The sequence below is a fragment of the Winogradskyella sp. MIT101101 genome (assembly GCF_047126865.1).
Classification (GTDB): domain Bacteria; phylum Bacteroidota; class Bacteroidia; order Flavobacteriales; family Flavobacteriaceae; genus Winogradskyella; species Winogradskyella ouciana.
In genome coordinates, this window is record NZ_CP138982.1 from 2,053,600 (window position 1) to 2,079,320 (window position 25,721).

General features: G+C 35.2%; 22 protein-coding genes and 1 tRNA gene. 10 read left to right on the plus strand and 13 right to left on the minus strand.

Going from position 1 to position 25,721, the window contains the following annotated elements:
* Positions 1–53: 53 nt before the first annotated feature.
* The 5 genes from accB to pdxA all read right to left on the minus strand — a co-directional run bounded on the left by accB (position 54) and on the right by pdxA (position 3,615).
* Positions 54–536, minus strand: a complete 483-nt coding sequence (accB, locus tag SIB89_RS09235) for an acetyl-CoA carboxylase biotin carboxyl carrier protein (RefSeq protein ID WP_155089153.1) — start codon at positions 534–536, stop codon at positions 54–56.
* A 30-nt stretch (positions 537–566) separates the two neighbouring features.
* Positions 567–1,565, minus strand: coding sequence for a beta-ketoacyl-ACP synthase III (locus SIB89_RS09240; protein ID WP_412559563.1), 999 nt, complete (start codon positions 1,563–1,565; stop codon positions 567–569).
* 178 nt (positions 1,566–1,743) lie between these two features.
* Positions 1,744–1,947, minus strand: coding sequence for a 50S ribosomal protein L32 (rpmF, locus tag SIB89_RS09245; protein ID WP_087492327.1), 204 nt, complete (start codon positions 1,945–1,947; stop codon positions 1,744–1,746).
* 8 nt (positions 1,948–1,955) lie between these two features.
* On the minus strand, positions 1,956–2,495 hold the full coding sequence (locus SIB89_RS09250) for a YceD family protein (RefSeq protein ID WP_412559564.1): 540 nt from the start codon (positions 2,493–2,495) through the stop codon (positions 1,956–1,958).
* Between the two features lie 79 nt (positions 2,496–2,574).
* Complete coding sequence (gene pdxA / locus SIB89_RS09255; protein WP_273289086.1) at positions 2,575–3,615, minus strand: 4-hydroxythreonine-4-phosphate dehydrogenase PdxA; 1,041 nt, start codon at positions 3,613–3,615, stop codon at positions 2,575–2,577.
* A 98-nt stretch (positions 3,616–3,713) separates the two neighbouring features.
* Here pdxA and SIB89_RS09260 point away from each other — a divergent pair, with 98 nt between their 5' ends.
* Complete coding sequence (locus SIB89_RS09260; protein ID WP_412559565.1) at positions 3,714–4,304, plus strand: riboflavin synthase; 591 nt, start codon at positions 3,714–3,716, stop codon at positions 4,302–4,304.
* 463 nt (positions 4,305–4,767) lie between these two features.
* Here SIB89_RS09260 and SIB89_RS09265 read toward each other — a convergent pair.
* Both SIB89_RS09265 and mce read right to left on the minus strand, forming a co-directional pair.
* A tRNA-Ile gene (locus tag SIB89_RS09265) sits at positions 4,768–4,841 on the minus strand.
* A gap of 74 nt (positions 4,842–4,915) precedes the next feature.
* Entirely contained in the window at positions 4,916–5,320 is a 405-nt protein-coding gene (mce, locus tag SIB89_RS09270) for a methylmalonyl-CoA epimerase (RefSeq protein WP_412559566.1), read from the minus strand.
* A gap of 93 nt (positions 5,321–5,413) precedes the next feature.
* On the opposite strand from mce, the gene rbfA reads away from it, so the two are divergent.
* Positions 5,414–5,806 (plus strand): 30S ribosome-binding factor RbfA, encoded by a 393-nt coding sequence (rbfA, locus tag SIB89_RS09275; protein WP_155089160.1) that lies wholly within the window; start codon positions 5,414–5,416, stop codon positions 5,804–5,806.
* On the plus strand, positions 5,807–7,009 hold the full coding sequence (locus SIB89_RS09280) for an ABC transporter permease (RefSeq protein ID WP_412559567.1): 1,203 nt from the start codon (positions 5,807–5,809) through the stop codon (positions 7,007–7,009). It begins immediately after the preceding gene.
* 1 nt (position 7,010) lies between these two features.
* Here SIB89_RS09280 and dusB read toward each other — a convergent pair whose 3' ends face one another.
* A complete protein-coding gene (dusB, locus tag SIB89_RS09285; RefSeq protein ID WP_155089161.1) occupies positions 7,011–8,003 on the minus strand; it encodes a tRNA dihydrouridine synthase DusB in 993 nt (330 codons plus the stop codon).
* A 101-nt stretch (positions 8,004–8,104) separates the two neighbouring features.
* Here dusB and SIB89_RS09290 point away from each other — a divergent pair, with 101 nt between their 5' ends.
* Positions 8,105–8,671 (plus strand): hypothetical protein, encoded by a 567-nt coding sequence (locus SIB89_RS09290; protein ID WP_412559568.1) that lies wholly within the window; start codon positions 8,105–8,107, stop codon positions 8,669–8,671.
* A gap of 30 nt (positions 8,672–8,701) precedes the next feature.
* On the opposite strand, the gene SIB89_RS09295 is transcribed toward SIB89_RS09290, so the two are convergent.
* Positions 8,702–9,946, minus strand: coding sequence for a M28 family peptidase (locus tag SIB89_RS09295; protein ID WP_412559569.1), 1,245 nt, complete (start codon positions 9,944–9,946; stop codon positions 8,702–8,704).
* Positions 9,947–10,006: 60 nt separating this feature from the next.
* On the opposite strand from SIB89_RS09295, the gene SIB89_RS09300 reads away from it, so the two are divergent.
* The gene (locus SIB89_RS09300) at positions 10,007–11,113 is read left to right on the plus strand and encodes a TolB family protein (RefSeq protein ID WP_412559570.1); all 1,107 of its coding nucleotides are present in this window, start codon (positions 10,007–10,009) and stop codon (positions 11,111–11,113) included.
* Between the two features lie 61 nt (positions 11,114–11,174).
* Here SIB89_RS09300 and SIB89_RS09305 read toward each other — a convergent pair whose 3' ends face one another.
* Positions 11,175–13,580 (minus strand): TonB-dependent receptor domain-containing protein, encoded by a 2,406-nt coding sequence (locus SIB89_RS09305; RefSeq protein ID WP_412559571.1) that lies wholly within the window; start codon positions 13,578–13,580, stop codon positions 11,175–11,177.
* A 152-nt stretch (positions 13,581–13,732) separates the two neighbouring features.
* Here SIB89_RS09305 and lepA point away from each other — a divergent pair, with 152 nt between their 5' ends.
* The 5 genes from lepA (at position 13,733) to SIB89_RS09330 (ending at position 21,444) form a co-directional block, all read left to right on the plus strand.
* Positions 13,733–15,529: a translation elongation factor 4 gene (gene lepA, locus SIB89_RS09310; protein WP_155089165.1), complete on the plus strand. Its 1,797-nt coding sequence runs from the start codon at positions 13,733–13,735 to the stop codon at positions 15,527–15,529.
* 45 nt (positions 15,530–15,574) lie between these two features.
* Positions 15,575–16,210: a response regulator gene (locus SIB89_RS09315; RefSeq protein WP_412559572.1), complete on the plus strand. Its 636-nt coding sequence runs from the start codon at positions 15,575–15,577 to the stop codon at positions 16,208–16,210.
* The gene (locus tag SIB89_RS09320; protein ID WP_412559573.1) at positions 16,188–18,014 is read left to right on the plus strand and encodes a 7TM diverse intracellular signaling domain-containing protein; all 1,827 of its coding nucleotides are present in this window, start codon (positions 16,188–16,190) and stop codon (positions 18,012–18,014) included. Before SIB89_RS09315 ends, SIB89_RS09320 begins: the two co-directional genes overlap by 23 nt.
* Positions 18,015–18,266: 252 nt before the next feature.
* Entirely contained in the window at positions 18,267–20,672 is a 2,406-nt protein-coding gene (locus tag SIB89_RS09325) for a T9SS type A sorting domain-containing protein (protein WP_412559574.1), read from the plus strand.
* 22 nt (positions 20,673–20,694) lie between these two features.
* Positions 20,695–21,444 (plus strand): hypothetical protein, encoded by a 750-nt coding sequence (locus SIB89_RS09330; protein ID WP_155089168.1) that lies wholly within the window; start codon positions 20,695–20,697, stop codon positions 21,442–21,444.
* Positions 21,445–21,502: 58 nt separating this feature from the next.
* On the opposite strand, the gene SIB89_RS09335 is transcribed toward SIB89_RS09330, so the two are convergent.
* From SIB89_RS09335 to SIB89_RS09345, 3 genes are all read right to left on the minus strand, one after another.
* Positions 21,503–23,413, minus strand: a complete 1,911-nt coding sequence (locus SIB89_RS09335; protein ID WP_412559575.1) for a cation:proton antiporter — start codon at positions 23,411–23,413, stop codon at positions 21,503–21,505.
* Between the two features lie 70 nt (positions 23,414–23,483).
* Entirely contained in the window at positions 23,484–25,259 is a 1,776-nt protein-coding gene (locus SIB89_RS09340) for an SLC13 family permease (RefSeq protein ID WP_412559576.1), read from the minus strand.
* A 13-nt stretch (positions 25,260–25,272) separates the two neighbouring features.
* On the minus strand, positions 25,273–25,590 hold the full coding sequence (locus SIB89_RS09345; RefSeq protein WP_155089171.1) for a DUF202 domain-containing protein: 318 nt from the start codon (positions 25,588–25,590) through the stop codon (positions 25,273–25,275).
* Between the last annotated feature and the right edge of the window lie 131 nt (positions 25,591–25,721).

Genomic DNA, 25,721 nt, shown 5'->3' on the forward strand with positions numbered 1-25,721 from the left:
ATAATTTGGGTTTTGGTCCCGAAATAACGGGAGTAGATTGGAATTTTCAATTGTTATGATGGATCAACCAAAAATAGTGGTTGGTCAAATTCAACTGGAGAAGAGTCATCTACTAAGACTTTTACAATCTTACCAGAAACCTCAGATTCTATTTCGTTAAATAATTTCATTGCCTCAATGACACAAAGCACATCTCCTTCTTTTATTTCAGTACCTACCTCTACAAAAACTGGTTTGTCTGGAGATGGTTTACGATAAAATGTACCTATTATAGGCGACTTTATAGTAATATATTTAGAATCATCATTTGCTGAGGCAGCTGGGGCAGAAGCCTCTTGTGGTGCTGCGGCAGGTGCTGGTGCGGGAGCGTGTTGAACCATAGGCGCAGACTGCACTGGTACCTGCTGAACAATAGTGGTATCGTTTTCTGAACCTGTTCTGATGGTAATTTTAACATCATCCATTTCTAGCTTAACTTCACTTGCACCAGATTTGGCCACAAACTTAATTAAGTTCTGAATTTCTTTTAAATCCATAGTTTTTAGATTATTTGTTCGTTAGTTATATTAGTTAGGATTATAAGCCCATTTAAAATAAATTGAGCCCCAAGTAAATCCACCGCCAAAAGCAGCGAATATCATATTATCCCCTTTTTTTAATTGGGATTCGTAGTCGTATAATAATAATGGTAATGTTGCAGACGTAGTGTTACCATATTTCTGTATATTCATCATTACCTTTTCATTTTCTAGATTGATACGTTGTGCCGTAGCGTCTATGATTCTTTTATTAGCTTGGTGAGCAGCCAACCAAGAAATGTCATTATTAGTAAGATTGTTTCTTTTTAAAATGCGCTCAGTTACATCTGCCATATTAAAAACTGCATTTTTAAATACGGTCCTCCCATCTTGAAAAACATAATGCTTTCCTTCCTTGAAGGTGTTTTCGTTGATTGGATAAGACGAGCCACCATATGTGGCTTGTAAAAATTCTCGTCCTTCCCCATTACTTCTTAATAACTCATCTTGCAAACCAAACCCTTCTTCGTTAGGTTCAAATAATACAGCGCCTGCGCCATCACCAAAAATGATACAAGTAGCTCGATCTTCATAATTAATAAATGATGAGTTTTTATCTGCTCCTATTAAAAGAATTTTTTTATAACGCCCAGACTCTATATAAGCTGCTGCCGTTGACATACCAAAAAGGAAGCTAGAACAAGCCGCTTCAAGGTCATAGGAAAATGCATTTACGGCTCCGATTTGAGTTGCTGTATAAGCTGCGGTTGAGGCAGCTTTCATGTCTGGAGTAGCTGTTGAAACTATAACCAAATCAATCTCTTTAGGGTCTAATCCTTTTTTACTGATAAGATCTTCAGCAGCTTTTATGGCTAAAAATGAGGTTCCTTTTCCTTCTTCTTTAAGAATTCTTCGCTCTTTAATTCCCGTACGTGTGGTAATCCATTCGTCATTTGTGTCAACCATAGTTTCAAGAACCTTATTTGATAACACAAAGTCAGGAAGATAGCCTCCTACAGCTGTGATTGCCGCTGTGATTTTACTCATTGTTAGGATTTAGTTAATTAAAATTAGTTGAAAAAAGACAAAACCAATGCTTTTTTAGCCAATTTCCCTCATTTTTTGGCAAATAATTATACAAATTAAGTGGTTTTTGGCTTATTCAGAAAATAATAACAAAAAAAACGCTCACAAGTGAGCGTTTTATTATATGCGTGCATAACAGTTATGCTAAATTCTCTTCTTCAGTAGAGTTGTCTATTAAAACTTGTCCTCTGTAATAAAGTTTACCTTCATGCCAATGTGCTCTATGGTACAAATGTGGCTCACCTGTTGTTGGGCAAGTTGCTATTTGAGGTACAGAAGCTTTATAGTGTGTTCTTCTTTTGTCTCTTCTTGTTCTAGATATTTTGCGTTTAGGATGTGCCATTTTAAATGTTATTTATCCGTTAATAGTTTTTTTAAATTATTCCAACGAGGATCAATTTCCTCGGATGATTTTGTTTTTGAGTCCTCCTTTGGACTTAATTCTTCTAATTTTGAAAGTATTTCTGACTTTAATGTTCCATCTTCAACACCTGGATGAACTCGTTTTGCCGGTACTGCTAAAACAATAAGCTCATAAATATACTGAGCTATATTAATTTCATACTCACCATGAGGCACAATCAAAATGTCCTCATTGTCGTCGTTATATTCTGCACCGAACTTTACAACCAATTTAAACTCATCCTCAACAACCTGATTATAAGGCTCATTGGTTAAGTCGCAATTTACATTGACATGTCCAGAAGCAGAAAAATACAACTCCAAAAGCGTCGTTTTCTTAATGAGTTTTAGATCGATTTTCACATCAACTTCATTAAACTCATCGTATTCAAAATTCTGAAAGAACGTATTGTCTATATTAAAATCAAAATTGTGCTCTCCTTCTTTTAACCCAACGAATTGGATTGTATATTCTTTTAATGCCTTCATTACCACACTCATTTTGAGCGTGCAAATATATAAATTTTTAGTTATTTAAAGCCTAGATATCAACAAAATTTGTTAATATCTATTTTGAGGCTTTCTTTAGTGGGTCTTTGCTATAATGATTAAAATCCTGTCTATTTCTGTAAATCTTAATTGCAGTATAAATAGCTTGCTTAAATGAACTTTCGTCAGCAGTGCCTTTTCCCGCAATTTCATAGGCTGTGCCGTGGTCTGGTGATGTTCTTACCTTGTCTAACCCAGCAGTGAAATTTACACCTTTTCCAAACGCAATGGTTTTAAAAGGGATGAGCCCTTGATCGTGATAAGATGCAATTACGGCATCAAAACTTTCATAATTATTTGAGCCAAAGAAACTATCCGCAGAATATGGTCCATAAACCAAGTTGCCATCAGCTTTAATTTTTTCTAATGTAGGTTTTAAAATTGTGTCATCCTCATTACCGATAACACCATTATCTCCTGCATGTGGATTTATTGCCAAAACAGCTATTTTAGGCCTTCTAATATTAAAATCTTGCTTTAAGGATTTAGTTACTGTAGCAATTTTTTCTTGGATTAAATCTTCCGTAATATGATTGCTGGCATCTTTTAAAGGCACGTGATCGGTTAAAAGTCCTACGCGCAGTTCTTCAGATACCATAAACATTAAACTTTTACCATTTAAAGCTCGTGCCAGATAATCCGTGTGGCCTGGAAAATTGAATTTATCTGATTGGATATTGTGTTTATTTATTGGAGCGGTAACCAAAACATCTATGGCTCCATCCTTTAGAGCGTTGGTTGCGGCTTCAAGTGATTTTATGGCATATTCCCCTATTCTTTTATCCTCTTTACCAAATTCAATTTTTACTGGTTCTTGCCACACATTGACCACATTGACTTTTCCATGGGAAATTTTATTTACATCATCAATATTAAAAAAGTTGATTTTACTTTTAAAATGATTCTTAAAAAATTGCATCGTCTTGCCTGATGCAAAAATCACGGGTGTATTTAGTTCTAACACCCTCGGGTCTTCATAAGTTTTTATGATGATTTCCGGTCCTATACCATTGAGGTCACCAATAGAAATACCAACAATAACTTTTTCTTCTTTCTTCATAATAAGTGATTCTCCTATTTTTTTATTAAAATTGGTGATTGAGTTGAGTGGTGTACTTAACTTTGCTGATGCAAATTTAACCAAATAAAGCACATACTATGTTTACGGGTATCGTTGAAGATTTAGGAACTGTTCAAAAATTAGATAAAGAAGAGGGCAATCTTCATTTAACATTGAGTTCTTCAATTACCAATGAATTAAAGATTGATCAGAGTGTCGCACATAATGGCGTTTGCCTAACCGTTACAAGTTTAGAAAATAATAATTATACTGTAACCGCCATAAAGGAGACCTTGGATAAAACCAATTTAGGTTCTCTTAAAAAAGGTGATGTGGTAAACTTAGAACGTGCAATGAAATTAGGTGACCGCTTAGATGGACACATTGTACAAGGTCATGTTGACCAAACTGCAAAATGTATATCGGTTGAGGAGGAAAATGGAAGTTGGTTGTTTACTTTTAACTACGATAAGAGCCTTAATAATATAACTATAGAAAAGGGTTCAATTACAGTGAATGGTGTTAGCTTAACTGTTGTAAACTCTAAGGTAAATCAATTCTCTGTAGCGATAATTCCTTTTACGTATGAGCATACCACCTTCAACACCTTAAAAGTTGGTGATGATGTAAACCTTGAGTTTGATGTAATAGGTAAATATATTAAGCGTCTTAATGATCTAAGGAACTAAGCAGTTTTTTTTGAAATTGTATAAGCTTTATAAATCCCGAAGCTTAGGGCAACTAAAAATAGCGCCACAATTCCACCGTCAATTGGCAGTCCCGGAGGAGGAGGAGGCATAGGCGGAGGAGGCGTAGCTCCCTGAGCCATAGATATGAAACCTACGAAGAAAAATAAGATTGAGGCTAACATATTTTTATTCTGCATGTGATAATTTAAGCTGTAAATGTATAAAAAAAACCTATCTAACAAAACTAATTCAACTAAAAAACGTCTTTGAACGGTAAATATTGTCGATGAAATGCATAAAATGAGCTTAAATTAGGGAAGATACGCACATTTCACATGAACACTTAACACAAATATAATATTTATTCCTTATTCGATGAATACTCAAAAGCCTTTAATTCATTAAAAGCTAAGAATATAATAAAGAAAAGCTGCGTCAAATTAATGAGGCAGCTTCTAATTTGTGGTCCCACCTGGGCTCGAACCAGGGACTTTCTGATTATGAGTCAGATACTCTAACCAACTGAGTTATAGGACCTATTGGTAAAACCAATCTCTCTATTTCTAAAGAGTGTGCAATATTACTATATATTTTAAAACTCTACAAGAATTTTAATCGCTAATGTCTTGGCATAACTCTACTAACACACCGTTGGTAGATTTTGGGTGTAAAAAAGCAATCAGCTTGTTGTCTGCTCCTTTTTTTGGTGTTTTATGAATCATTTTGAAGCCTTCTTTTGTCAAACGTTCAATCTCTTTTTCAATATCACTTACCGCAAAAGCAATATGATGAATCCCCTCTCCCTTTTTTTCAATAAACTTTGCAATTGGGCTGTCTTCATTTGTGGCTTGTAGCAACTCAATCTTATTCGGTCCACATTTAAAAAAAGATGTTTTAACACCTTCGCTTTCTACATCTTCAATTTTATAGTGCGATTTTCCAAAAAGGGCCTTAAACAATTGATTCGAATTCTCGATATCCTTTACGGCAATGCCAATGTGTTCAATTTTCTTCATTTTAAAACAATTTCAGTCTCCTTAAAGCAGAATTCTACTTAATATTTACCTTCAAAAATACTATAATACTATAATATCCTATACTTTTGCATCATGGAAAGTAACAGACAGAAAAAAATAGCGGGTATTTTACAGCAAGACTTGGCAGAAGTTTTGCAGCGTGCTGCTGCAGATGGTGGATTGAAAGGGGTTATCATATCTGTTTCAAAAGTGAGCGTTACCGCAGATTTATCCATTGCTAAAGTTTACCTCAGTATTTTTCCGAATAAAGAGGCTAAAGAATTATTGGAAGGCGTTAGGTCTAATACTCCGTTAATACGTCACGAATTGGCACAACGCACAAGGCATCAGCTAAGACGTATGCCTCAACTCGAATTCTTTATAGATGACTCGTTAGAGTATATCGATGGTATTGAGCGTTCTCTTAAAGGAGGCGACAACCCTCTTGAGGATCCTGATTTGTTAGGTAAGCGCAAAAAATCTTAAGTGAATTTTTCCCTATATATAGCAAAACGTTACCTGTTTTCTAAAAGCAGTAATAATGCTATAAATATTATGACACTCATCGCTTCAGGCGGAGTTGTTATTGCTTCGGCTGCTTTATTTATTGTGCTCTCAGTTTTTGCGGGCCTTAAGGATTACAGCCTTCAGTTTTCATCTTTTGTAGATCCCGACTTAAAATTGCTACCTTCAGAAGGTAAATCGTTTCTTTTTACAGATGATGATGTTTCTAAGTTCAATTCCATTGACGGTATCGCGTTTTATTCTGAAATTATAGAGGAACGTATCATTATAAAGTCTGAAAACAAAAATCTCCTTGCCACTTTAAAAGGTGTGGATTCTAATTTTTTGAATGTTACCAATGTAGACTCTATGGTAACAAAAGGTAGTTGGATTTCGCCTGAAAGCAACGATGTGGTTTCTGGCTGGGGAATTTCCAATAAACTCTCTTTTGGTATCCTTGATTATAGAAAAGCGTTATCATTATATGTCCCTAAGCCGGGAAAAGGACAATCGAGCTCGCTAAAAAGTATTTATAATTCTGCTTACGTAAACAATGTCGGGCTTTTTGATATTAATGAGGAGCTCAATTCAGAATTTGTGTTTTCGGGTATTGACTTGGCCAAGCAACTGTTGAACTATAAGGAAAATCAAATTAGCGCGGTAGAATTAAAATTAAATCCAAATGCTAACGAAGGTGATGTTAGAGCCGAAATCAACTCAAGTTTCCCAAATCGTTTCACTATTAAGAACAGAGAGCAACTCAATGATGCGCTTTTTAAAATGTTGAATACTGAAAACCTTGCGATTTACCTCATCTTTACTTTAGTGATTATTATTGCACTATTTAACGTCATAGGCGCTATCATTATGATGATTTTAGATAAGAAAAAGTCTCTGAACACGCTTTTTAACTTAGGTACAGAACCCAAAAACATTAAATCTATTTTCTTTTGGCAAGGCAGTTTAATGACAATGTTTAGCGGTATAATCGGTGTAGCCCTTGGGTTGCTTATTGTCTTTTTCCAACAATCTTTTGAGCTGGTAATGCTCACGCCTGAATTACCTTATCCGGTAAGATTAAATGCGTTTAATGTACTTATAGTTTTAGCGACAATTTTTGCGCTAGGTGTTGTGGCTTCTCGAATTGCATCACAGAGAATTACTAAAAACCTTATACAAGGTTAATCTAAGCGAACTGGTAGTCTGCAAATTTTTCCAATACTTCGTCAAACGTGTCAAATACATCTTTAGAATCATCACTGGTCACCATTTTCATTCTATATTCCTTAAAGTTAGGAATACCTTTAAAGTAGTTGGTGTAGTGTCTTCTGGTTTCAAAAACACCGAGCTTTTCGCCTTTCCAGTCAATAGACATTTGTAAATGGCGTCTCGCTGCTTCTACACGCTCTGGCATTGAGATTGGTGGCAGGTGTTCTCCCGTTTTAAAGTAGTGTTTAACTTGCTTAAAAAACCATGGGTTACCAATGGTTGCTCTACCGATCATGGCGCCATCCAACCCATAACTGTCTCGCATTTCTGCAGCGCGTTCTGGTGTGTTTACATCACCATTTCCAAATACAGGTATGTGCATTCTGGGATTGTTTTTTACTTGTGCAATAGGTTTCCAATCTGCGTTACCTTTATACATCTGTGCTCTTGTTCTTCCGTGAATTGCAATAGATTTACAACCCACATCCTGAAGGCGTTCAGCAACCTCAACAATTTTTATGGAATCGTGGTCCCAGCCAAGCCTAGTCTTCACGGTTACTGGCAGATTGGTACGCTTTACCATTTCGGCTGTGAGCTTTTCCATTAAACAGATATCCTTTAAAATTCCCGCACCTGCGCCTTTAGAAACAACCTTCTTTACAGGGCAGCCAAAATTAATGTCAATTATATCTGGATTGGATTTTTCTACAATATCAATGGTCTGCAACATGCTCTCCATATTGGCCCCAAAAATCTGAATGCCAACAGGGCGTTCTTTTTCGTAGATATCTAGCTTCATAACGCTTTTAGCCGCATTACGAATTAAGCCTTCGCTACTCACAAACTCGGTATAGACCACGTCTGCGCCTTGCTCTTTGCACAATGCACGGAAAGGTGGATCGCTAACATCTTCCATTGGTGCCAAAAGCAACGGAAAGTCTGGTAATTCTATGTCTCCTATTTTAACCAAGGCTTAAATTTTATGCAAAATTACATCTTTTAAAGAAACAATTAAGAAAACTGAGAAAACCATCATTGAAAAATGGTTATTTTTAGGACAAATAGTTTTTAATGAAACGAATGTTCTTAGTCATAATATTGGCAGCATCAACAACTTTAAACAATAATTGTGCAATAAATAGCAGTGACATAGCAAGGAACTCAATTGGGAATGACACTAAACTTAAAACCATAAACACAAAAGATTTTAGAATAAATTATCCTAATTCTTGGGTAAAATCAAGTCCTTATGTCCATATTATTTTAGCGCCTAAAAAATTGAAAGAGCTAAATCCGGAAGATGAGTTTAATAATATTTCGTTAAAGAAAAATGTAATTTATGTAGATAAATATGAGAATATTGAAAAAACATTGGACACGCATTGCAATACACTAATTAGAGGTGAGGCAAAAAAGGAGTATGAAATCCTAAAACTGAATGAAGATCCAAGGTTTATCTGTAAAGTGGATTACGATATTGTGTATGAATGGACAAATGAAACATATAGAAGAATTGAGTATTTCTATGCAGTTGATGGCAAACTAGACTATTTAAGAATTCAGATGAGAGGAGATTTATTCGAGGAATATAAAGAAGATATACAATCGATAATAAAATCTTTCAAACTAAAGAAGTAAGGTTAAATTACAAGTTATTAGCGGTTTGTTTTAAAATTTAACCTTGGTCTCTATAGTTTTCTCTTTGCGTTTTACCGTAATATCCGCCTCATCTCCCTTGTCGAAAACTGAAAGTGCTCGCATATAGCTCATCATGTCCGTTACTGTGCTATCACCCAATTTCACTACAACATCGCCTTTTTGTAGACCTGCATTAAAAGCAGGAGTATCCTCACGAGTTCCATCAATACGCATACCCTTTCCGTCAAACAGATAATCTGGCACAACACCTAAACCAACTTTAAATCGTGGTGTTTCTTCACTTTCGTTTTTAGTTTTTCTAAAAGCCAATTCTCCGTTATCATCTAAATCTGTTATAACAGAATAGATGTAATCTGAAATTAAACGCATGCCCTCGTAATTTAACTTTTCAGAATCGTCTCCAGGTTTGTGGTAATCTTCATGCTGCCCTGTAAAGAAGTGTAAAACCGGTATATCAATTAAGTAAAATGAGGTGTGATCACTTGGTCCTACTCCACTTTCATTTTCTATGAGTTTAAATTTCTCGTTATTGGCTTTTAATGTTTGCTTAAACAATGGTGATGTGCCAGTACCGTAAACCGCCAATGTGCTATCAGCTTTCATTCTACCAACCATATCCATGTTTATCATGTAATTAATAGAATTGGCATCAATGGTTGGGTTTTTTGAAAAATAATTAGAGCCTAACAAACCCATTTCTTCACCAGAAAATGCCATAAACAGGTAGTTGTTGTTGTCTTTAACTTTAGCGGTATCATTTTTCACTTTTAATCGACTTGCTAAATTCAACATTACCGCAACTCCGCTTGCGTTGTCATCCGCTCCGTTATGTACGGCTTTTTCTTCTCCTCTAAAAAGAGAGCCTTCTCCGCCAAAACCTAGGTGATCGTAATGCGCACCAATAACAATAGTGCTCTTGGAGCTATTATTAATATAACCAATAACATTGTTTCCTGTTATGGTGCTGTCTGCATTAGTTGTAAATTCTACTTCTTTATGCGGATCTGTTTTTGGTTTAAATGAAAATGGCTGTAAATAACCTTCAGTGCCTTTTGGGTCTAGACCTATTTCCTTATACCGTTTTATTAAATATTCTGCGGCTTTTTTTTCGCCGTCTGTTCCGGTTTGTCGACCTTCGAGTTTATCGTCTGCTAAAAAAGCAATATCCTCCTTTATTTTGCTTTCCGCTACTTTAGGTTCAGTTTTGCAAGAAAGTATCGATGCTAAAACAACAAAAAGGACAATTTTTTTCATCTTAAATCTTATTTTTGCACAAAATTAGGCATTAATAGCCATTTATTATAATTCTTTACTATGAACAGATTAGCTGTTATTGTTTTTGTAAGTCTTTTGTTTTTTTCATGTAAAAACGAAAAGAATTCATCTGATTCAAAGGTATCTTCTGGTGCAACAAAAATGAATGAATCCTTAATATATCCTGAAGAAACCAACTTTAAATCTTTACGCCAAGTCACCTATGGCGGAGATAATGCCGAGGCATATTGGAGTTTTGATGACAAGCAATTGGTTTTTCAATCTAACAATACAAAATGGGGAGTTAATTGCGACCAAATGTTTTTAATGGATGCAGATGAAACCTTTACAGACAGTATTGCACCGCCAATGGTAAGTACAGGAAAAGGGAGAACCACCTGTGCTTATTTTCTGCCAGACAATAAGCACATTATTTACGCTTCTACACATTTGGGCGACGACGAGTGTCCGGAAGTTCCACTAAAAGAAAATGGTAATTACATATGGCCAATTTATGATAGTTACGACATCTTTATTGCGGATTTGGAAGGTAACATAGTAAAGCAGCTGACCGACGAAGTGGGTTATGATGCAGAGCCTACCGTGTCACCAAAGGGTGATAAAATTGTGTTTACCTCTACAAGAAGTGGAGATTTGGAACTTTATACCATGAACCTTGACGGTAGCGACGTAAAGCAAATTACAGATGAATTGGGTTACGATGGCGGAGCGTTCTTTTCACCAGATGGTACGAAGTTGATTTTTAGAGCATCACGTCCTAAAACCGAAAAAAAAAAGAAAGAATACAAGGACCTACTAGCCAAAGGTCTTGTTGAACCAAGTGATATGGAATTGTTTATCTGCAACGCTGATGGAAGTGATATGCGACAATTAACCTTTTTGGGGAATGCCAATTGGAGTCCGTTTTTTCATCCAAGTGGCGAAAAAATATTATTCTCTTCTAATTTTGAAAGTGAAATCGGTTTCCCGTTTAACCTTTATATGATCGATATTGACGGTAAAAACCTAAGACGCGTTACTCATGGTAATACGTTTGAAGCTTTCCCTGTATTTTCTAATGATGGTAAACATTTGATTTTTTCATCTAACCGTAATAACGGAGGGACAAGAGATACCAATTTATTTATTGCAGAGTGGCAAGATTGAGATTCTTCGCTTAGCACTTCGACAAGTTCAGCATGGCACTCTGAATGACAAATTGCATGTTTCAGTTTAAGTCTTTTAAACGCTCGCGCTCCTCTGCGCTTGTGGTGCGTTCATTGGTTTCTAGCTTTGTATTACCAAAGTTATAACGAAAACCAAGTTTAACAAACCTAGTGTCAACATCAACAAAGCTACTACTAGACTGGTTGAGATAATTTGTAGAAGAGTCAAAATCTTGCATGTTAAAGATATCGTCCACTGCTAAGGAAATAATACCCTTTTTATTCAGAATGGACTTTGAGATACTGAGCTCTGAAACCAATCGATTTTTAAGCGTTTGAAATTGTTGCAAGTTTTTTCCTGCCCAAGTAAGTACTAAGCTCACATTTAAACTTCTGTCTTCTAGAAATGACACATTGTTGTACAATATGCTATAGTTAGACCATTGGTCTTGTTTCACAAAACCCTCACCAAAATCAGATTCTTCAGAGATATTATAAAACGATGTAACAAAGTAGAGATTCCATGTGTTTGTTGGGTAGTAATCAAAAAGAAAGTCAAATCCATACTCTATTTTTTTATCCAAATTCACAGGTGTGTAGGCAACAATATTGGTTTGGTTGTTCTGCCTTGGCAACTCTACAATATCACCATCATAGTTCATATAATAAGCCTCAACTGTAAAATGCTCTAAAAAACTGGTTCCTATTTTATAATGATCTCTGTAAGTCGGTACTAGATTAGGGTTACCCAAAACCACCGTGTTTTCATTTAAAAAGAAAGTAAAAGGGTTTAAGTTCGTATAACTTGGTCTCGTTATGCTTCTTTTGTAGCTAGAGTAAATATTAACATCATCAGAAATGGTGTGCAATAAACTTACGCTGGGAAACCAATTTAAATAATCTTGCGTGTTGGTTTCGCTTAAGCTTAAAGATTCTCCTTCAATATTAGTTTGCTCTGCACGCAAGCCTAAGTTTAACTCCCAACTGTCCCAAGATTTGTTGTAGTTGGAATAGGCTGCGAAAACTTTTTCATCATACTTAAACGCATCACTATTCTCCATGTTCACCACTTCATTACCATTAATAATATCGGTTCTTGTAATGTCGCTATCTGTATTAACACTTGAGTATTTCGCTCCAAGATCAAAAGTAGAACTTTCATTGATCGGTAAATTATAGTCCATTTTACCAGTAATAATTTGTGTGTCTTGGTTGGCTAGCGTATTGAATTCTGAGTCATCATCAACTCCGGGTTCATCTTGAAACACATTTTGGTCGCGCTCATAATCATAAACTGTATGGTGCACGTTAAAAGTGAGGCTAGCATCATTCTTAAAACCATGTCTAAAAATTAAATTCGTACCAATATTATATTTATTGTCCCTTGATAAGTTGTCTGCCGTAAAACTTGACACAAAGTTTTTATTGGCATCAAATATATCAGTATTGTTTCTAAGTTGATATTTAAAATACGGTGTGTACAAACCTGTGCTCGTTAAGCTTAATGTATTTCTTTCATCAATATAATAATCAAAATTTAGATTGAGATTATGGGTTTCAGACCATGTGTTTCTATTGACGTTCGATTTCCAAATCTCTTCTATTTGATTAGAGTCATCTAAAAAATTCACTCTATTGTCTTGGTCTCTATTGATTTTTTGGTTGGTATAACTATAATTTAAGTTTAGGTTGATTTTGTCATTCTTAAAATAATGGCTTGTCCCAGCATTATACCTCGGAAATACTCCTTGCGTAAAATTGGTTTGAATACTTCCTCTGTAACCTGTCACCAGATTTTTGCTCATTATAATATTAATTACCGAACCACTGTCAGCATCGTAGCTAGCAGGTGGATTTGTAATGACCTCCACAGATTTTATACTGTTTGCTGGTGCGCTTTCAAGCAATTGAATGAGTTCATCCGAAGTTAACTGCACCTTACGATTGTTGATATAAACGGCGGCTGGTGCACTTTTAATATTTATACCTCCTTCGCTTACAATGATGCCTGGAGTACTTTTTAAAACTCCGAGAGTTGAGCCCTCTGTCAACGCTGTGTTTTCGACATTAAAAATTAATCGGTCTGGTTTTCTAGTAATTGTTGGGCGCTTGGCCACAACGGTCACCTCGTCTAGGCTTTCTGGTAAGTCGTTAAGTTGAATGGTTTTGAGATCTAAATTTCCGGTGAGTATAACTTTCTGAGCGAACTCTTCATGTCCAATAAAACTAATTCTAACAAAATATGTGGTTGCATCTAGGTTATCAATTATAAAATATCCTTTATCATCAGTTGATGTACCCTTGTAGAATTCATCTTCGTTTTCAACTGATAAAATAACATTGGCAAATTCAATAGGACTTCCGTTAGCATCAACCACTTTTCCAGAAAGGGAAAAATCCTGAGCAAAGGCACTTAAAGATAGCACAAAAAGAATTGTGCTAATATAATTTCGTAGGTGAGCAATCATTAGTTAGGTTTGTATCGCAATATAAAGATTGTTTTTTACTTTTTATTATGGTTTTTCCGTAATTCATCAACTGTTTAATGTAGCCTTGGATAGCGTAATGCACAAGAAATCGATTATATTTGCAGTCTTAAAACGCCCTTAGAAAAAGAGAGATGAAGAATATTCGCAATTTTTGCATTATTGCACATATAGATCACGGAAAAAGTACGCTAGCAGACCGCTTATTGGATTCCACAGGCTCTGTTACCGATAGAGAAAAACAAGATCAGTTACTGGATAGTATGGATTTAGAGCGCGAACGTGGTATTACCATAAAGTCGCACGCCATACAGATGGATTATGAGTATAATGGCGAAAAATATGTGTTGAATCTTATTGACACTCCTGGTCACGTGGATTTTTCATACGAGGTATCTCGCTCTATTGCGGCTTGTGAAGGAGCGCTTTTAATTGTTGATGCTGCGCAAAGCATTCAGGCCCAAACTATTTCTAATTTGTATTTAGCTTTAGAGAATGATCTGGAAATTATTCCTGTATTGAATAAAATAGATTTACCAAGTGCCAATCCTGAAGAAGTAACTGACGATATCGTTGATCTTTTAGGTTGTGACCCTTCTGAGGTGATTCCTGCCAGTGGAAAAACCGGTCTTGGTGTAGAGGATATTCTTTCTGCTATTATTGAACGGATTCCTGCTCCAAAAGGTAATGTTGATGAGCCCTTACAGGCTTTGATTTTTGATTCTGTTTATAATCCTTTTAGAGGTGTTGAAACCTACTTTAGAGTAATAAACGGCTCAATTAAGAAGGGGCAGCACATTAAATTCATTAACACAGGCAAAAGTTATTATGCCGACGAGGTTGGAACTTTAAAATTAAACCAAGTAAAAAAGCAAGAAATCAAAGCTGGTGATGTTGGGTATCTGATTACAGGAATTAAGGATGCGCGTGAAGTAAAAGTTGGTGACACCATTACGGATTCTAAAGAGCCAACCAAAAACGCCATTTCTGGTTTTGAGGATGTAAAGCCTATGGTTTTCGCTGGTATCTACCCTGTTGATACCGAAGACTACGAAGAGCTTAGGACTTCCATGGAAAAATTGCAGCTTAATGATGCATCTTTGGTTTTTGCCCCAGAAAGTTCTGCTGCTTTAGGCTTTGGTTTCCGTTGTGGTTTCTTAGGTATGTTGCATTTGGAAATCATACAAGAGCGTTTAGAGCGTGAGTTTGATATGACGGTTATTACAACCGTACCAAACGTAAGCTATCACGCCTTTACCAATAAAAACCCTGACGAGATTGTCATCGTAAACAACCCTTCTGATTTACCAGAGCCTTCAACATTAAATCGTGTTGAAGAACCATATATTAAAGCCACAATCATAACAAAATCTGACTTTGTTGGTCCTGTGATGAGCCTTTGTATTGAAAAGCGTGGGCAAATTACCAACCAAACGTATTTGACCACAGAGCGTGTTGAGCTAAGTTTTGATATGCCTTTGGCGGAGATTGTTTTTGATTTTTATGATCGATTGAAAACCGTTTCAAAAGGATATGCATCATTTGACTATGCTCCAATAGGAATGCGAGAATCTAAATTGGTACGTGTAGATATACTTTTAAATGCCCAAACCGTAGATGCGCTTTCCGCATTGATACACGCTGATAATGCTTATACTATTGGCAAAAAAATAACCGAGAAATTAAAAGAGTTAATTCCTAGACAGCAGTTCGATATTCCTATCCAAGCTGCAATTGGTGCGAAAATCATTGCTCGTGAAACGGTTAAGGCATTACGTAAAGATGTTACTGCTAAATGTTATGGTGGTGATATTTCTCGTAAACGTAAACTCCTTGAAAAGCAGAAAAAAGGTAAGAAGCGTATGCGCCAAGTGGGTAATGTAGAAATTCCTCAACAAGCATTTATGGCTGTTTTAAAGTTAAACGACTAATTCTTAGCCTCTTTTTTAGTATCTTGTTTGGTAGGTTTTTGTCCTATGGAAAACCAGCCAAAAAACATACTCATCTGTGAAGATCATCAAATTGTAATTGATGGTCTTGTTTCTATTTTCAAAAATCAAAAGGATTTCAATGTTTTGGGCTATGTAAAAGATGGCAAAGATGTTCTATCTAAAGTCAAAAATGATAATCCTGACATCCTACTTCTAGACTTAAACCTTCCCAATAAAAATGGGCTAGATATTCTCAATGAGGTGAAACTTTACAACTCCGAAATTAAGGTTGTTATACTTACCATGTACAATAAGGAGAGTATTGTAAAAAAAGTAAAACAGTGCGGGGGTGATGGATTCTTATTAAAAAACTGTTCTTCAGATGATTTGCTTCGGGCTTTAGATAGTGTGAGCGAAAAGAAAACATTCTATGTTGGCAAAGGAGTGAACAACTCCATTGAAGAATCCGATGGTTTCACAGAAAAAATAAAGCTTACCAGAAGGGAAAAAGAAATCATTGCAGAATTGGTAAAAGGATATAATGTTCCACAAATTGCCGAGTCTCTATATATTAGCCCCTATACTGTTGAGACACATAAAAAAAACATATTTAAAAAACTAAATATTCATAATTCTATTGACTTAATAACCTTCGTAAATGATAATAACTTGTTTACATAGGCTGGTTTTAAGTCTTCTGTTTTTGAGTTTTGCGTCTTTTTTCAATTTAGACGCTCAAAATGTTGATACTCTTTTTGTGGGTTCAAATTTTGAAAAAACGAATATAAAAGCATTTTCAAAAATAAATAGTTCAGCATCTATTACTCACCGAGAATTTTTTTATTTCGGTTTTAAAAACGAATACAACACTATTGGGTTCCACATAAAAAATACAGAAAGCGTTAATAAAGATTTGGTGCTGGAGTTTTCTAATGCGCTGATTAGTGAAGTTGTTTTGTTGAAGAAAGACAATGAGAGATTTCAAACGGTTAAAAAAACCGGTATTGATTATCCTACCTCCCAAAAGCCTTTGAAGCATAGGCTTTTTGCGTTCCAAATAAAACTAAATCCCCATGAAGCTGCCACTTATCAAATAAAGTTGAAAAAAGAAGAAGGCAAGCCCTTGGTGACTTCAGTTTATTTAAAAAGTTTTCAGGCTTTTAATAGGCAAAATTCAATTCAGCAAACCGTAATTGGCATCTATTTCGGCATTAGTATTTTGTCTATTCTATTCAGTTTGTTTGTGTTCTTTATTTTAAGAAAAGGGAGTTATCTTATCTACGCACTTTACATTATTTTTCTTGGTTTGTTTATTAGTTCTTACACGGGTTTGTTTTCACAGCTCTTTCTAGACGCTTCAAGTTTTTTCAACAAATACACACATTATGTGCTGTTTAGTGAAATATCAATGTTATTATTTGTGGTCTTTTCACAAAAAATTCTTGAAGCAAAAACCCACATGCCCAAGTTGAAAAAAGCAATAGACATTCTGTTGATTGTACTTGTCTCTATTAGGCTATTAATACACTTTGTTTTTACAGATATTTTTGAAGCATATATTTCAATATTCATGAACTTATGGTATGCAGTTTTTATAGTAATGGTGGTGCTGGTTGCTATAGAAATCGTACTCTATTTTAAAACTAATTTTAAACGATCCTCTCTTTTTGCGTTTGCTTATTTGTTTATGATAGTGGGTGTATGTGTTACCATTCTTTATCATAGTTACGGTATTATTAATACTATGATTTACGGATTACCTGTTGTTTTTTATTCCTCATTTTTAGAGATCATTTTCTTAACCTTCACTGTGATTTTTATGGTAAAGGATATTTATGATGAGCGCAATTCACTATCAGAAAAGCTCATAGTTGAAGAAAAGAAAAGCCTAAACGCCTTTATAAAAGGGGAAGACAAAGAACGAAAGCGAATAAGCAAAGAACTACACGACAATATTGGCAGTCAATTGGGTTACCTTAAGCGTTTTGTCTCTGATAAATTTAAAGATGGTGCTGTAAGTGAAGCTATTGATAGCTTATGCAATGACGTAAGAAATCTTTCGCACGACATATCTCCCTCACATTTAAATTTTATCGGGTTCGAAAATGCTGCTTCAGATTTGTCAAAACGACTATCAGAGCAAACTTCCTTGAATATCGATTTTAACAGTTATAATTTTCCCACACAACTTGATGAAAATGTAGAAACCCAACTATATCGTGTGCTTCAAGAGGCAATCAATAATATTATTAAACACGCTAATGCCAAACATGTAGATATACAGCTGGTTGGGCATGATATGTATGCAAGCATTAGTATAGAGGATGATGGAAAAGGCTTTAGTACAAGTAATAGAAATATTGGTCTAGGTCTTAAAAATATGAAATCTAGAATCCAGCAAATTGGTGGGACTTTAGAAATTGATTCAACAAAAAACAAAGGCACTTCTATAATTATTACAATTCCTAATTTAGAATCTACCTGAATTCTGGTATTGAATTTATTCATTTTCAAGATTAGCTTTACCGTTCGAAATAATTTGCTATTAATTCAATAATCTCTTGGTAAAAACCATCAAGATGTATGTTTTAAATTGATCACTATTATCTTGAGAGAAGAGGTTTTGCACACGTAAGACCTCTTCGTTTTTTAAGAAATCAAATATACCTGAACTCTGGTATTGCCTTAAGGGGTGTTCTCCGCTTAGTTTTACTCTATCAATTTAAAACCATGCATTATGAAAACAAAAATACTTGTGCTTTTGGCATTTTTTTATGCCATTAACGCTTTTGCACAAACCGATGGATGGCACCTTTTTACAAAAGCATCTGAAATCACGAAAATTTTACCAGACGATGTAAATGCTGATGAACTTCATCTTGCTACCGATATTGGTTATATCAAATACAACACCAGCACCGATATGGTGGTGGATTATCTAAATCTCACTTCTCAAAACCCAGCCATTGGCAATGTAAAAGATATCGCTTTAGACCCAACTAGTAATGACATAGCTCTTGCACTAAAAGATGGAATAGCTATATATAATGGGTCAGCCGTAACTGTTTATAGTTACGCAACCTCTGACTTAACTATTGGCGAGTCTACAAGTCAATTTATCTCACCAAAGGTGGATTATGCAAAAGATGGATCACTATATATTTATAAAGAAGATGCTCTCGGATATCAAAAATTTAACAATGGTAGTTTTGAAACCGAAATGGTTACTTCGTTTAGACCTCAGGACATTGTAGAAAACAGTGATGGTGCAAAAGCTTATTTTGCAGGAGACAACAATGGATTGTGGGAATTGGATAAAACTACAGACACTTGGACTAATTATACGACCTCTAATTCTGATTTGTTTCAAAATTTCTTAACCTCGCTATGCTTTGATTCTTCAGATAATCTTTACATAGGCAATTACCAAGGGATTGATAAATTAGATACTAGCGGAAGTTTTACATCTTGCAATGACGGTACACCTATTCCTGTTTTCGACATAAATATTAATCCAATAAACGGTGAGCTATTGGTTAGAAATTCTCGACTAAACAGTGCAAGCAACTTTGGATTGAGTATTGTTGATTTTGATTCTTGCTCATGGACAAACTATAGGGAAGACGGCCTTAACTGTTTAAACGAAAATGCGCTGAGTGCTTGTGCTTATGATAGTAATGGTGAAATGTTTGTGGCACCAACTGATTTCTCAGACCCTGGTAAGTTTATACATTTTAATCCTGGTAATTTTTGTATGTCATTAGATATCGATTACATAGGTGTTCCGAGAGCTATAAACACCAACACAATAGGTGACTTTGCTCTTAGACAAAATCCATCTGGTAATATAGATATTGGTGTCATCAGATCAGACAAGGTTCATATGCTTGAGTTTGAGCTTGGTGTTGGAAATAATTATTTAGGCTTTAGCAACCTTGATACTACTGAAAACAACTGGAGTATTGTTTCAGACAACGATTATTTTATAACAGAGAATAATACCGGTTGGAATTTTATAGATGGCAATAATGTCATCACAGAATTTGACCATAACATTGCTAATCATTCTGCTTTTATAACTAAAAAAGCAGGTGCTTATCATTCTGATGATGGTATTATTAATTTAATTCATAAAGGTTTTGATGGGTCGTTTAATTATCGTGTTTATAAAACCCAATGTAATACACAATTGGGCAATTGTTCTCCTTCTGAGGAAATTTTCACTAATGATAGAGATATAACACAAGATGTCAGATTTGGTACTGTCTTAGATGTTGTCAATGATGAAGTAATTACAGTTGGTGTAAAAACTGATGCATCTGGTGAGGTGAAACGAGAAAAAAATTCTTGGAGTGATTCTTTGAATGACTCTCCACTGACCATTTGGGAAGAAAACCACCCATTATATCCACTATTCGATTGTTTAATAATTGCAGTCTCAGTAGCAATAGGTGATGATGAAGAGTCAGTATTTATTAATGATGAAACAACTCTTCAGTCTCGGTCTGAAGATTCTGGTGGAAATCCGATTATAACGGATGTAACTTTAGATTTAGATGAAGATGGAATGGATGATGAGTTTATGGGTGTGGTAGATGTGGAAATTACTGATGATGAAGCGACCCATATTGTATATGCATTACTAGTCTTTGTTGGAGATCGTACACAACTCAGGGTTAATCAATATCGAGGGATTAACACTGATCCCGAAAGATCCTTCAACTCATTCTCAAATCAGAATAACGAAATACAACAAGCCCAATTTAATAATCCCCCTCCAGATATTTTTATACGCAAAATAAGCATGATTCAGTATAGCGATAGTGAGCTTCTTATAGCATTATTAACAAACTATGGTCTATTGGTTAAGTCCGGAATTGATATTTCCCAATTTACCCTGAGTGATAATGACGTAGAATTAAGTGAAAATGAAACCACTTTATTTCCCAACCCTTCAAAAGACAAGGTATCTTTCTCAAACAAAAACATCCATTCTGCAACAGTTTACGACATTAATGGACGGTTAGTTTTAACCGCACAGTCTAATATATTTTCAATAAAGGGTTTAAACGCTGGAATTTATATCGTAAAAGCTCAATTAGAGAATGGCTCAGAAATCATTAAAAAGATCATAAAAAACTAAATACAACCAAAACCCACATATTATGAAAACTAAATTTTCTCTTGTATTAAGTGCGCTTTTAGTGTGTTCTTTAATACAACTTAATGCCCAATCTGACTTATTTAATGACATCAATCTCGAAAAGAAAGAGATAAAAGCAGAAGATTTTACCAATCTCGAAACAGATTATCTTGTTGAAGATTTTAAGTCTTACTTAGAAAACAAACCCGAGCTGAGCAAGGCAATAAATGAGCAAGTCAATCCAGAAGATATTGTGTTTGCAATGCAAATGTTGGCCATTGGAGCTGGTGTAGGGTTTGGTGACGATGAAACCTTATGGTGTTTACAAGCTGCTTATTATTACAGATTAAAGTTGTTTCAGCGTTCTGCGCTTTTTGCTTCTCTCGGTTTAAAATACGATGGCTTAAGCATTGGAGACCGAACACAAAGCTTAGTAGGTTTACAAGTAAGTTTACTCATGTTTCAAGCCATATCTCAGTTTAATGAAATTCGTTTAATTTATGGCTTACTTGGAGGTTATGGGTTTGGTAACGAAAAGTTTGACAGTTTTACAACTGATATTACGCGGATCACACTTGCCGTTGTGGTTGGTTTTCAGCTGATGCTATCTACAAATTGGTCTTTAGCGCTGCACACCAACCTTGTTGCTCATAATCGTTGGACATTTAAACCCGAAAGTGGTGGAGAGTTTAAAAATGACTTTACAAATTTCTTGATAAACAAGAACAACATATTTACTCTGTCGTTATTATTTAACCTCGGAAAAAATTAACTCTAACCTTTAATCATTCAATACAGGGAGGGATTTTAGAAAAAGCCCTCCCTGTATTTTAATCATCTTCAACCGCAACTTCTTCAACATCAAAAGGCTTTCCTAAATAGACAAGTTTACAACCTTTGCTAATATCTTCAAATTCTATGCTGTCGGAGGATAAAATGTGGAGCTCGTCCTCATTGTCTTTTATAAATAAAGGAATGATATCCTTGTCCTTGTTAGTAATATCAATTAAGCTATCGTAATGTGATTTGTCCTCTATCTCTATCTCTTGAATGGATGGGTATTTTCTTGTGACATCTGTTAAATTATTGTAATCATCGGTATGGGAAAATAGTCCTTCTTTAGGATTGTTTTTTGGGTCGCTCATTTCCTCTGGGGATACCAATCTAAAAGAACCGTTTTCACCGAACTGTTTGCTAAACTTGCTAATTGCATATCGGTTTATGTCAGAGCTTCCTGTCATTGCCATTAAATAACCTACATCATTTAACTCTATGTTATCCAAAAGTGTATCAGAATAAATATTAGTATTAATTGCCTCCAAATCTAATTCTTTTGCTTTTGCAATATTGCTTTGATTACTGTCTATAAGTACTACATGTCTTCCGTTTGATTCGAGGTAATGCCCTAACAAACGAGAAACTTTAGATGCGCCCACAATTAAAATCCCGTCAGATTTAACAAGAAATACACCCACTAATCTTGCAAATAACCTTGCTGTAGTTGCATTCAATAAAACAGTACCTAGAACTATAACAAAAACTAGTGGCGTAATGTATTCTGCTCCCGCAACACCTTTACTTGCTAGTTTTAAACCAAAAAGAGAAGCAATACCAGCCGCAACGATACCACGCGGTCCAACCCAGCTAATAAATAATTTTTCGTTAAGCTTTAGGTTAGAATCATAAGTGCTCAAAAACACTCCAATAGGTCTAATTAAAAATACAATTATCGCAAAAAGAGCTACAGTATTCCAATTATAAATAAGCATTAACTCCTCAAAGTTTATGTTCGCCGCTAATAATATAAATAATATGGAGATTAGTAGAACGCTTAAAGACTCCTTAAAATACAAGATATCTTTCAAATAAGGAGAGTTTGAATTTCCCATAACCATTCCCATTACGACAACCGCTAAAAGCCCAGATTCGTGAGCAAAGGCATCTGATAATACAAATAATCCAAGAACTACAGCTAAAGTAAAGACGTTCATTAAATAATGTGGTACCCATTTTCGGTTTAAAATAAAATTGAGCGTGTGCGCAAATGTGAAACCGAATGTAAACCCAAATAGAACAATTTTTCCAAATTCAATTAAAGCGGTTTTGGTAAATTCCCCACCGGCATCGACACTAATAAACTCAAATACTAATACAGCAACCAAGGCTCCTATAGGGTCTATTAATATACCTTCCCACTTTAAAACAGCAGAGACATCCTTTTTTAAGGGGATATTCCTTAGAATTGGGGTAATAACCGTTGGGCCTGTGACAATTATCAGTGCCGCAAATAAAAATGCCATTTTCCAGCTTAAATTAAAAATATAGTAAGCAGCTATAGCTCCTCCAAAAAATGTAACTAAAGATCCAATGGTAATAAGTTTGGTAATGACGGGTCCTACATTTTTAATTTCGCCTTTCTTTAAGGTTAACCCTCCTTCAAAGAGAATAATACCAATAGCAAGCGACACAAAATAAAAAAGACTTTCTCCAGGAAAAAGACCTCTGCCCATTATAGGTTCCCCTTCTTCATCTAAGACAGGGTTACCATAATTATCTAACTGTGGTTCAATCCAAATTGGATCAATTAATTTTGTAACCCCATCTGAACTAAAAAACTCTGCGGCTATTGGGCCAACTAACAACCCAATTAATATCAAAGGTAATATTGCTGGTATTTTAAACTTCCAAGCTACCCATTGTGCGAGTATGCCTAGTATGATGATTCCTGCTAACTCTAACATAAATTTACTTTTTGGTGAAAATACTAAATAAATATAATTTGAAAGGCTTTTTCAGCTAATCACCAATAACTCAGAATGGAAAGAAATAAGGAATTACAAAAGAGGCTGCCAACCAAATCAACAAGTTTAATGGCGTCCCCATTTTTAAAAAATCATTAAACTTATAATTTCCAGGGGCATAGACCATGGTGTTGGTTGGATAACTCATTGGTGTCATAAATGTTAATGAACAAGCAAACATTACAGCAACCAAAAATGGTCGTTCACTCACTTGCATTACCTGTGATAGACTTATAACAATGGGAGTCATTAGTGCGGCTGTAGCCTTACTAGAAATAAGATTGGTAGAAATAAATGTAGCAAGATAGATTAGACTTAGTGTTATTTGCGCACTATACTGACCCAGACTTTCTTGAATAAAATTCGCAATAAGTTCAGCGCCTCCTGTTTTTTCCAATGCCGTACCCATCGATAAGACGCCAGCCATCATAAAAATCACTTTCCACTCTACTGCTTTATAGGCGTCTATAGGTTTTAGTATGCCCAAAATCACCATTAACAATGCTCCAACCATAGCGCTTATCAATATGGACGTAAGATTTAGTGAAGCTGCTAAGACTACTCCAACACCTATTAGAACCGCTGGGATTGCCTTTTTAAGGTTTGTTTTCTTTTTTGCGTATTCCGAAAGTTTTACAACAAGGTTTTGCGATTCGAGATTATTGATGTCTTCAGCTTGTCCCAATATAATAAGCATATCACCTTCTTTCAGGATTACGCGTGTCAGCTTATCGTAAATTTCATCACCACGCTGTCGTATGGCAATTACTGATGAATTGTACTGCCTTCTAAAATTAGATTCTTTTAATGTGCTGTTTGATAAACCAGATCCATAAGGGATGATGACTTCGTAAAGGTTAAAAGATTTGTACTTATCCTCGGCTTTTTTCATACGTTTATTGCCTTTAATACTGTAGCCCTCAAAATCTAAAAGCCTGCTGAGCGTCTGTGGTGGCGCCAAAATTTTAAGTATGTCACCTTCCATAATTCTTGTGTCGAGTCCAAAAGTATGCTTCAGTACACCATTTCTTAGAATGGAAAGGATGTTTACATTAAAATCCTTAACCAATTGCGAATTGCCTAAGGATTTATTGATGTCTTCACAATTGTCTTCAACATACAATTCTGTAATATAAGTTTCGGCTTTTTTGGTAAATTCATCATCCGCACCTCTGTTTTTTGGTAACAAAATTGGCCCAATTATAAACATATACACAAAGCCTACAATAAGTAAACAAAAAGCCGCTCCGCTAAACTCAAACATCCCAAACTCTTCAACTCCATACTTTTTTGCGTAGCTGCTAACCAAAATATTTGTAGATGTACCTATTAGTGTACAGGTTCCGCCAAATAGTGCGGCAAAAGAAATGGGCATCAATAATCGGCTTGGGGCAATCTTGGTTTCCCTGCAGACCGTTAATGCAATAGGCAGTAGTAAAGCTACTACTGCGGTATCGTTAATAAATGCAGAAAATAATCCTGAAATGGTACAAAATACAATTAGAGCTATACTGTAATGGATCTTTGCCAGTTTAATAATTCTATGGCTTAAACCATCTAAAATACCTGAACTAAAAACACCACCACTAACTACAAAGATGCAACCAAGGGTTATTGTAGCCGGATGATTAAACCCAGAAAAACCCTCTTCAGGATTCAAAACTCCAGAGACAATAAACATGGCCATTATTAATATCGAAGTAGTGTCAATAGAAAAGTAATCCCTAACAAATAGGAATACGCCAACAACAATAATGGCAAACGTGATGATTAATTCTACACTCAATATGTCTTAAATTTTAGTCGTTCTCCTCTTCTATCTCTTCTGATTTATAATAAAGGCGTTTTAAACTCTTTTTTAAAAGTGTAAACCTATATATACCAATGATAAAAAAGATAAGGCTAAAGACCAGTGACAATATGGCCAAATATTTAAAATTTGGGAACTCTTTAAGTTGAAAAAAAGCTATGCCACCAAGGAGCAGATATAATGAAGATCTTATGTAAGACAATAGTGTGCGTTCATTCGCTAAACGTGTGCGCTCTATTGCCAAATAATCTCTAAGAATAACCTGTTGGTCTGGTTCAAAATCCCTACCGAACCTTAATAGTTTCATCTTTTTTATCTTAACAGGGGATTTCACTTTTGGCTTCATCATTATACGTTTTGCATTATATAAATGTAATTAATTTTAATGCGAATGAAAATGCAATTAGCCTCAAAAATGTTAAAAAACAATCAATTATT

Coding starts and splice junctions, on each gene's coding strand:
- SIB89_RS09335 (WP_412559575.1), bottom strand. CDS start 23,413: ATGTTAGAGTTAGCAGGAATCATCATACTAGGCATACTCGCACAATGG.
- lepA (WP_155089165.1), top strand. CDS start 13,733: ATGAAGAATATTCGCAATTTTTGCATTATTGCACATATAGATCACGGA.
- SIB89_RS09260 (WP_412559565.1), top strand. CDS start 3,714: ATGTTTACGGGTATCGTTGAAGATTTAGGAACTGTTCAAAAATTAGAT.
- mce (WP_412559566.1), bottom strand. CDS start 5,320: ATGAAGAAAATTGAACACATTGGCATTGCCGTAAAGGATATCGAGAAT.
- SIB89_RS09305 (WP_412559571.1), bottom strand. CDS start 13,580: ATGATTGCTCACCTACGAAATTATATTAGCACAATTCTTTTTGTGCTA.
- SIB89_RS09290 (WP_412559568.1), top strand. CDS start 8,105: ATGAAACGAATGTTCTTAGTCATAATATTGGCAGCATCAACAACTTTA.
- SIB89_RS09345 (WP_155089171.1), bottom strand. CDS start 25,590: ATGAAACTATTAAGGTTCGGTAGGGATTTTGAACCAGACCAACAGGTT.
- SIB89_RS09315 (WP_412559572.1), top strand. CDS start 15,575: ATGGAAAACCAGCCAAAAAACATACTCATCTGTGAAGATCATCAAATT.
- SIB89_RS09240 (WP_412559563.1), bottom strand. CDS start 1,565: ATGAGTAAAATCACAGCGGCAATCACAGCTGTAGGAGGCTATCTTCCT.
- SIB89_RS09325 (WP_412559574.1), top strand. CDS start 18,267: ATGAAAACAAAAATACTTGTGCTTTTGGCATTTTTTTATGCCATTAAC.
- rbfA (WP_155089160.1), top strand. CDS start 5,414: ATGGAAAGTAACAGACAGAAAAAAATAGCGGGTATTTTACAGCAAGAC.
- SIB89_RS09300 (WP_412559570.1), top strand. CDS start 10,007: ATGAACAGATTAGCTGTTATTGTTTTTGTAAGTCTTTTGTTTTTTTCA.
- SIB89_RS09330 (WP_155089168.1), top strand. CDS start 20,695: ATGAAAACTAAATTTTCTCTTGTATTAAGTGCGCTTTTAGTGTGTTCT.
- pdxA (WP_273289086.1), bottom strand. CDS start 3,615: ATGAAGAAAGAAGAAAAAGTTATTGTTGGTATTTCTATTGGTGACCTC.
- SIB89_RS09295 (WP_412559569.1), bottom strand. CDS start 9,946: ATGAAAAAAATTGTCCTTTTTGTTGTTTTAGCATCGATACTTTCTTGC.
- SIB89_RS09320 (WP_412559573.1), top strand. CDS start 16,188: ATGATAATAACTTGTTTACATAGGCTGGTTTTAAGTCTTCTGTTTTTG.
- accB (WP_155089153.1), bottom strand. CDS start 536: ATGGATTTAAAAGAAATTCAGAACTTAATTAAGTTTGTGGCCAAATCT.
- rpmF (WP_087492327.1), bottom strand. CDS start 1,947: ATGGCACATCCTAAACGCAAAATATCTAGAACAAGAAGAGACAAAAGA.
- SIB89_RS09250 (WP_412559564.1), bottom strand. CDS start 2,495: ATGAAGGCATTAAAAGAATATACAATCCAATTCGTTGGGTTAAAAGAA.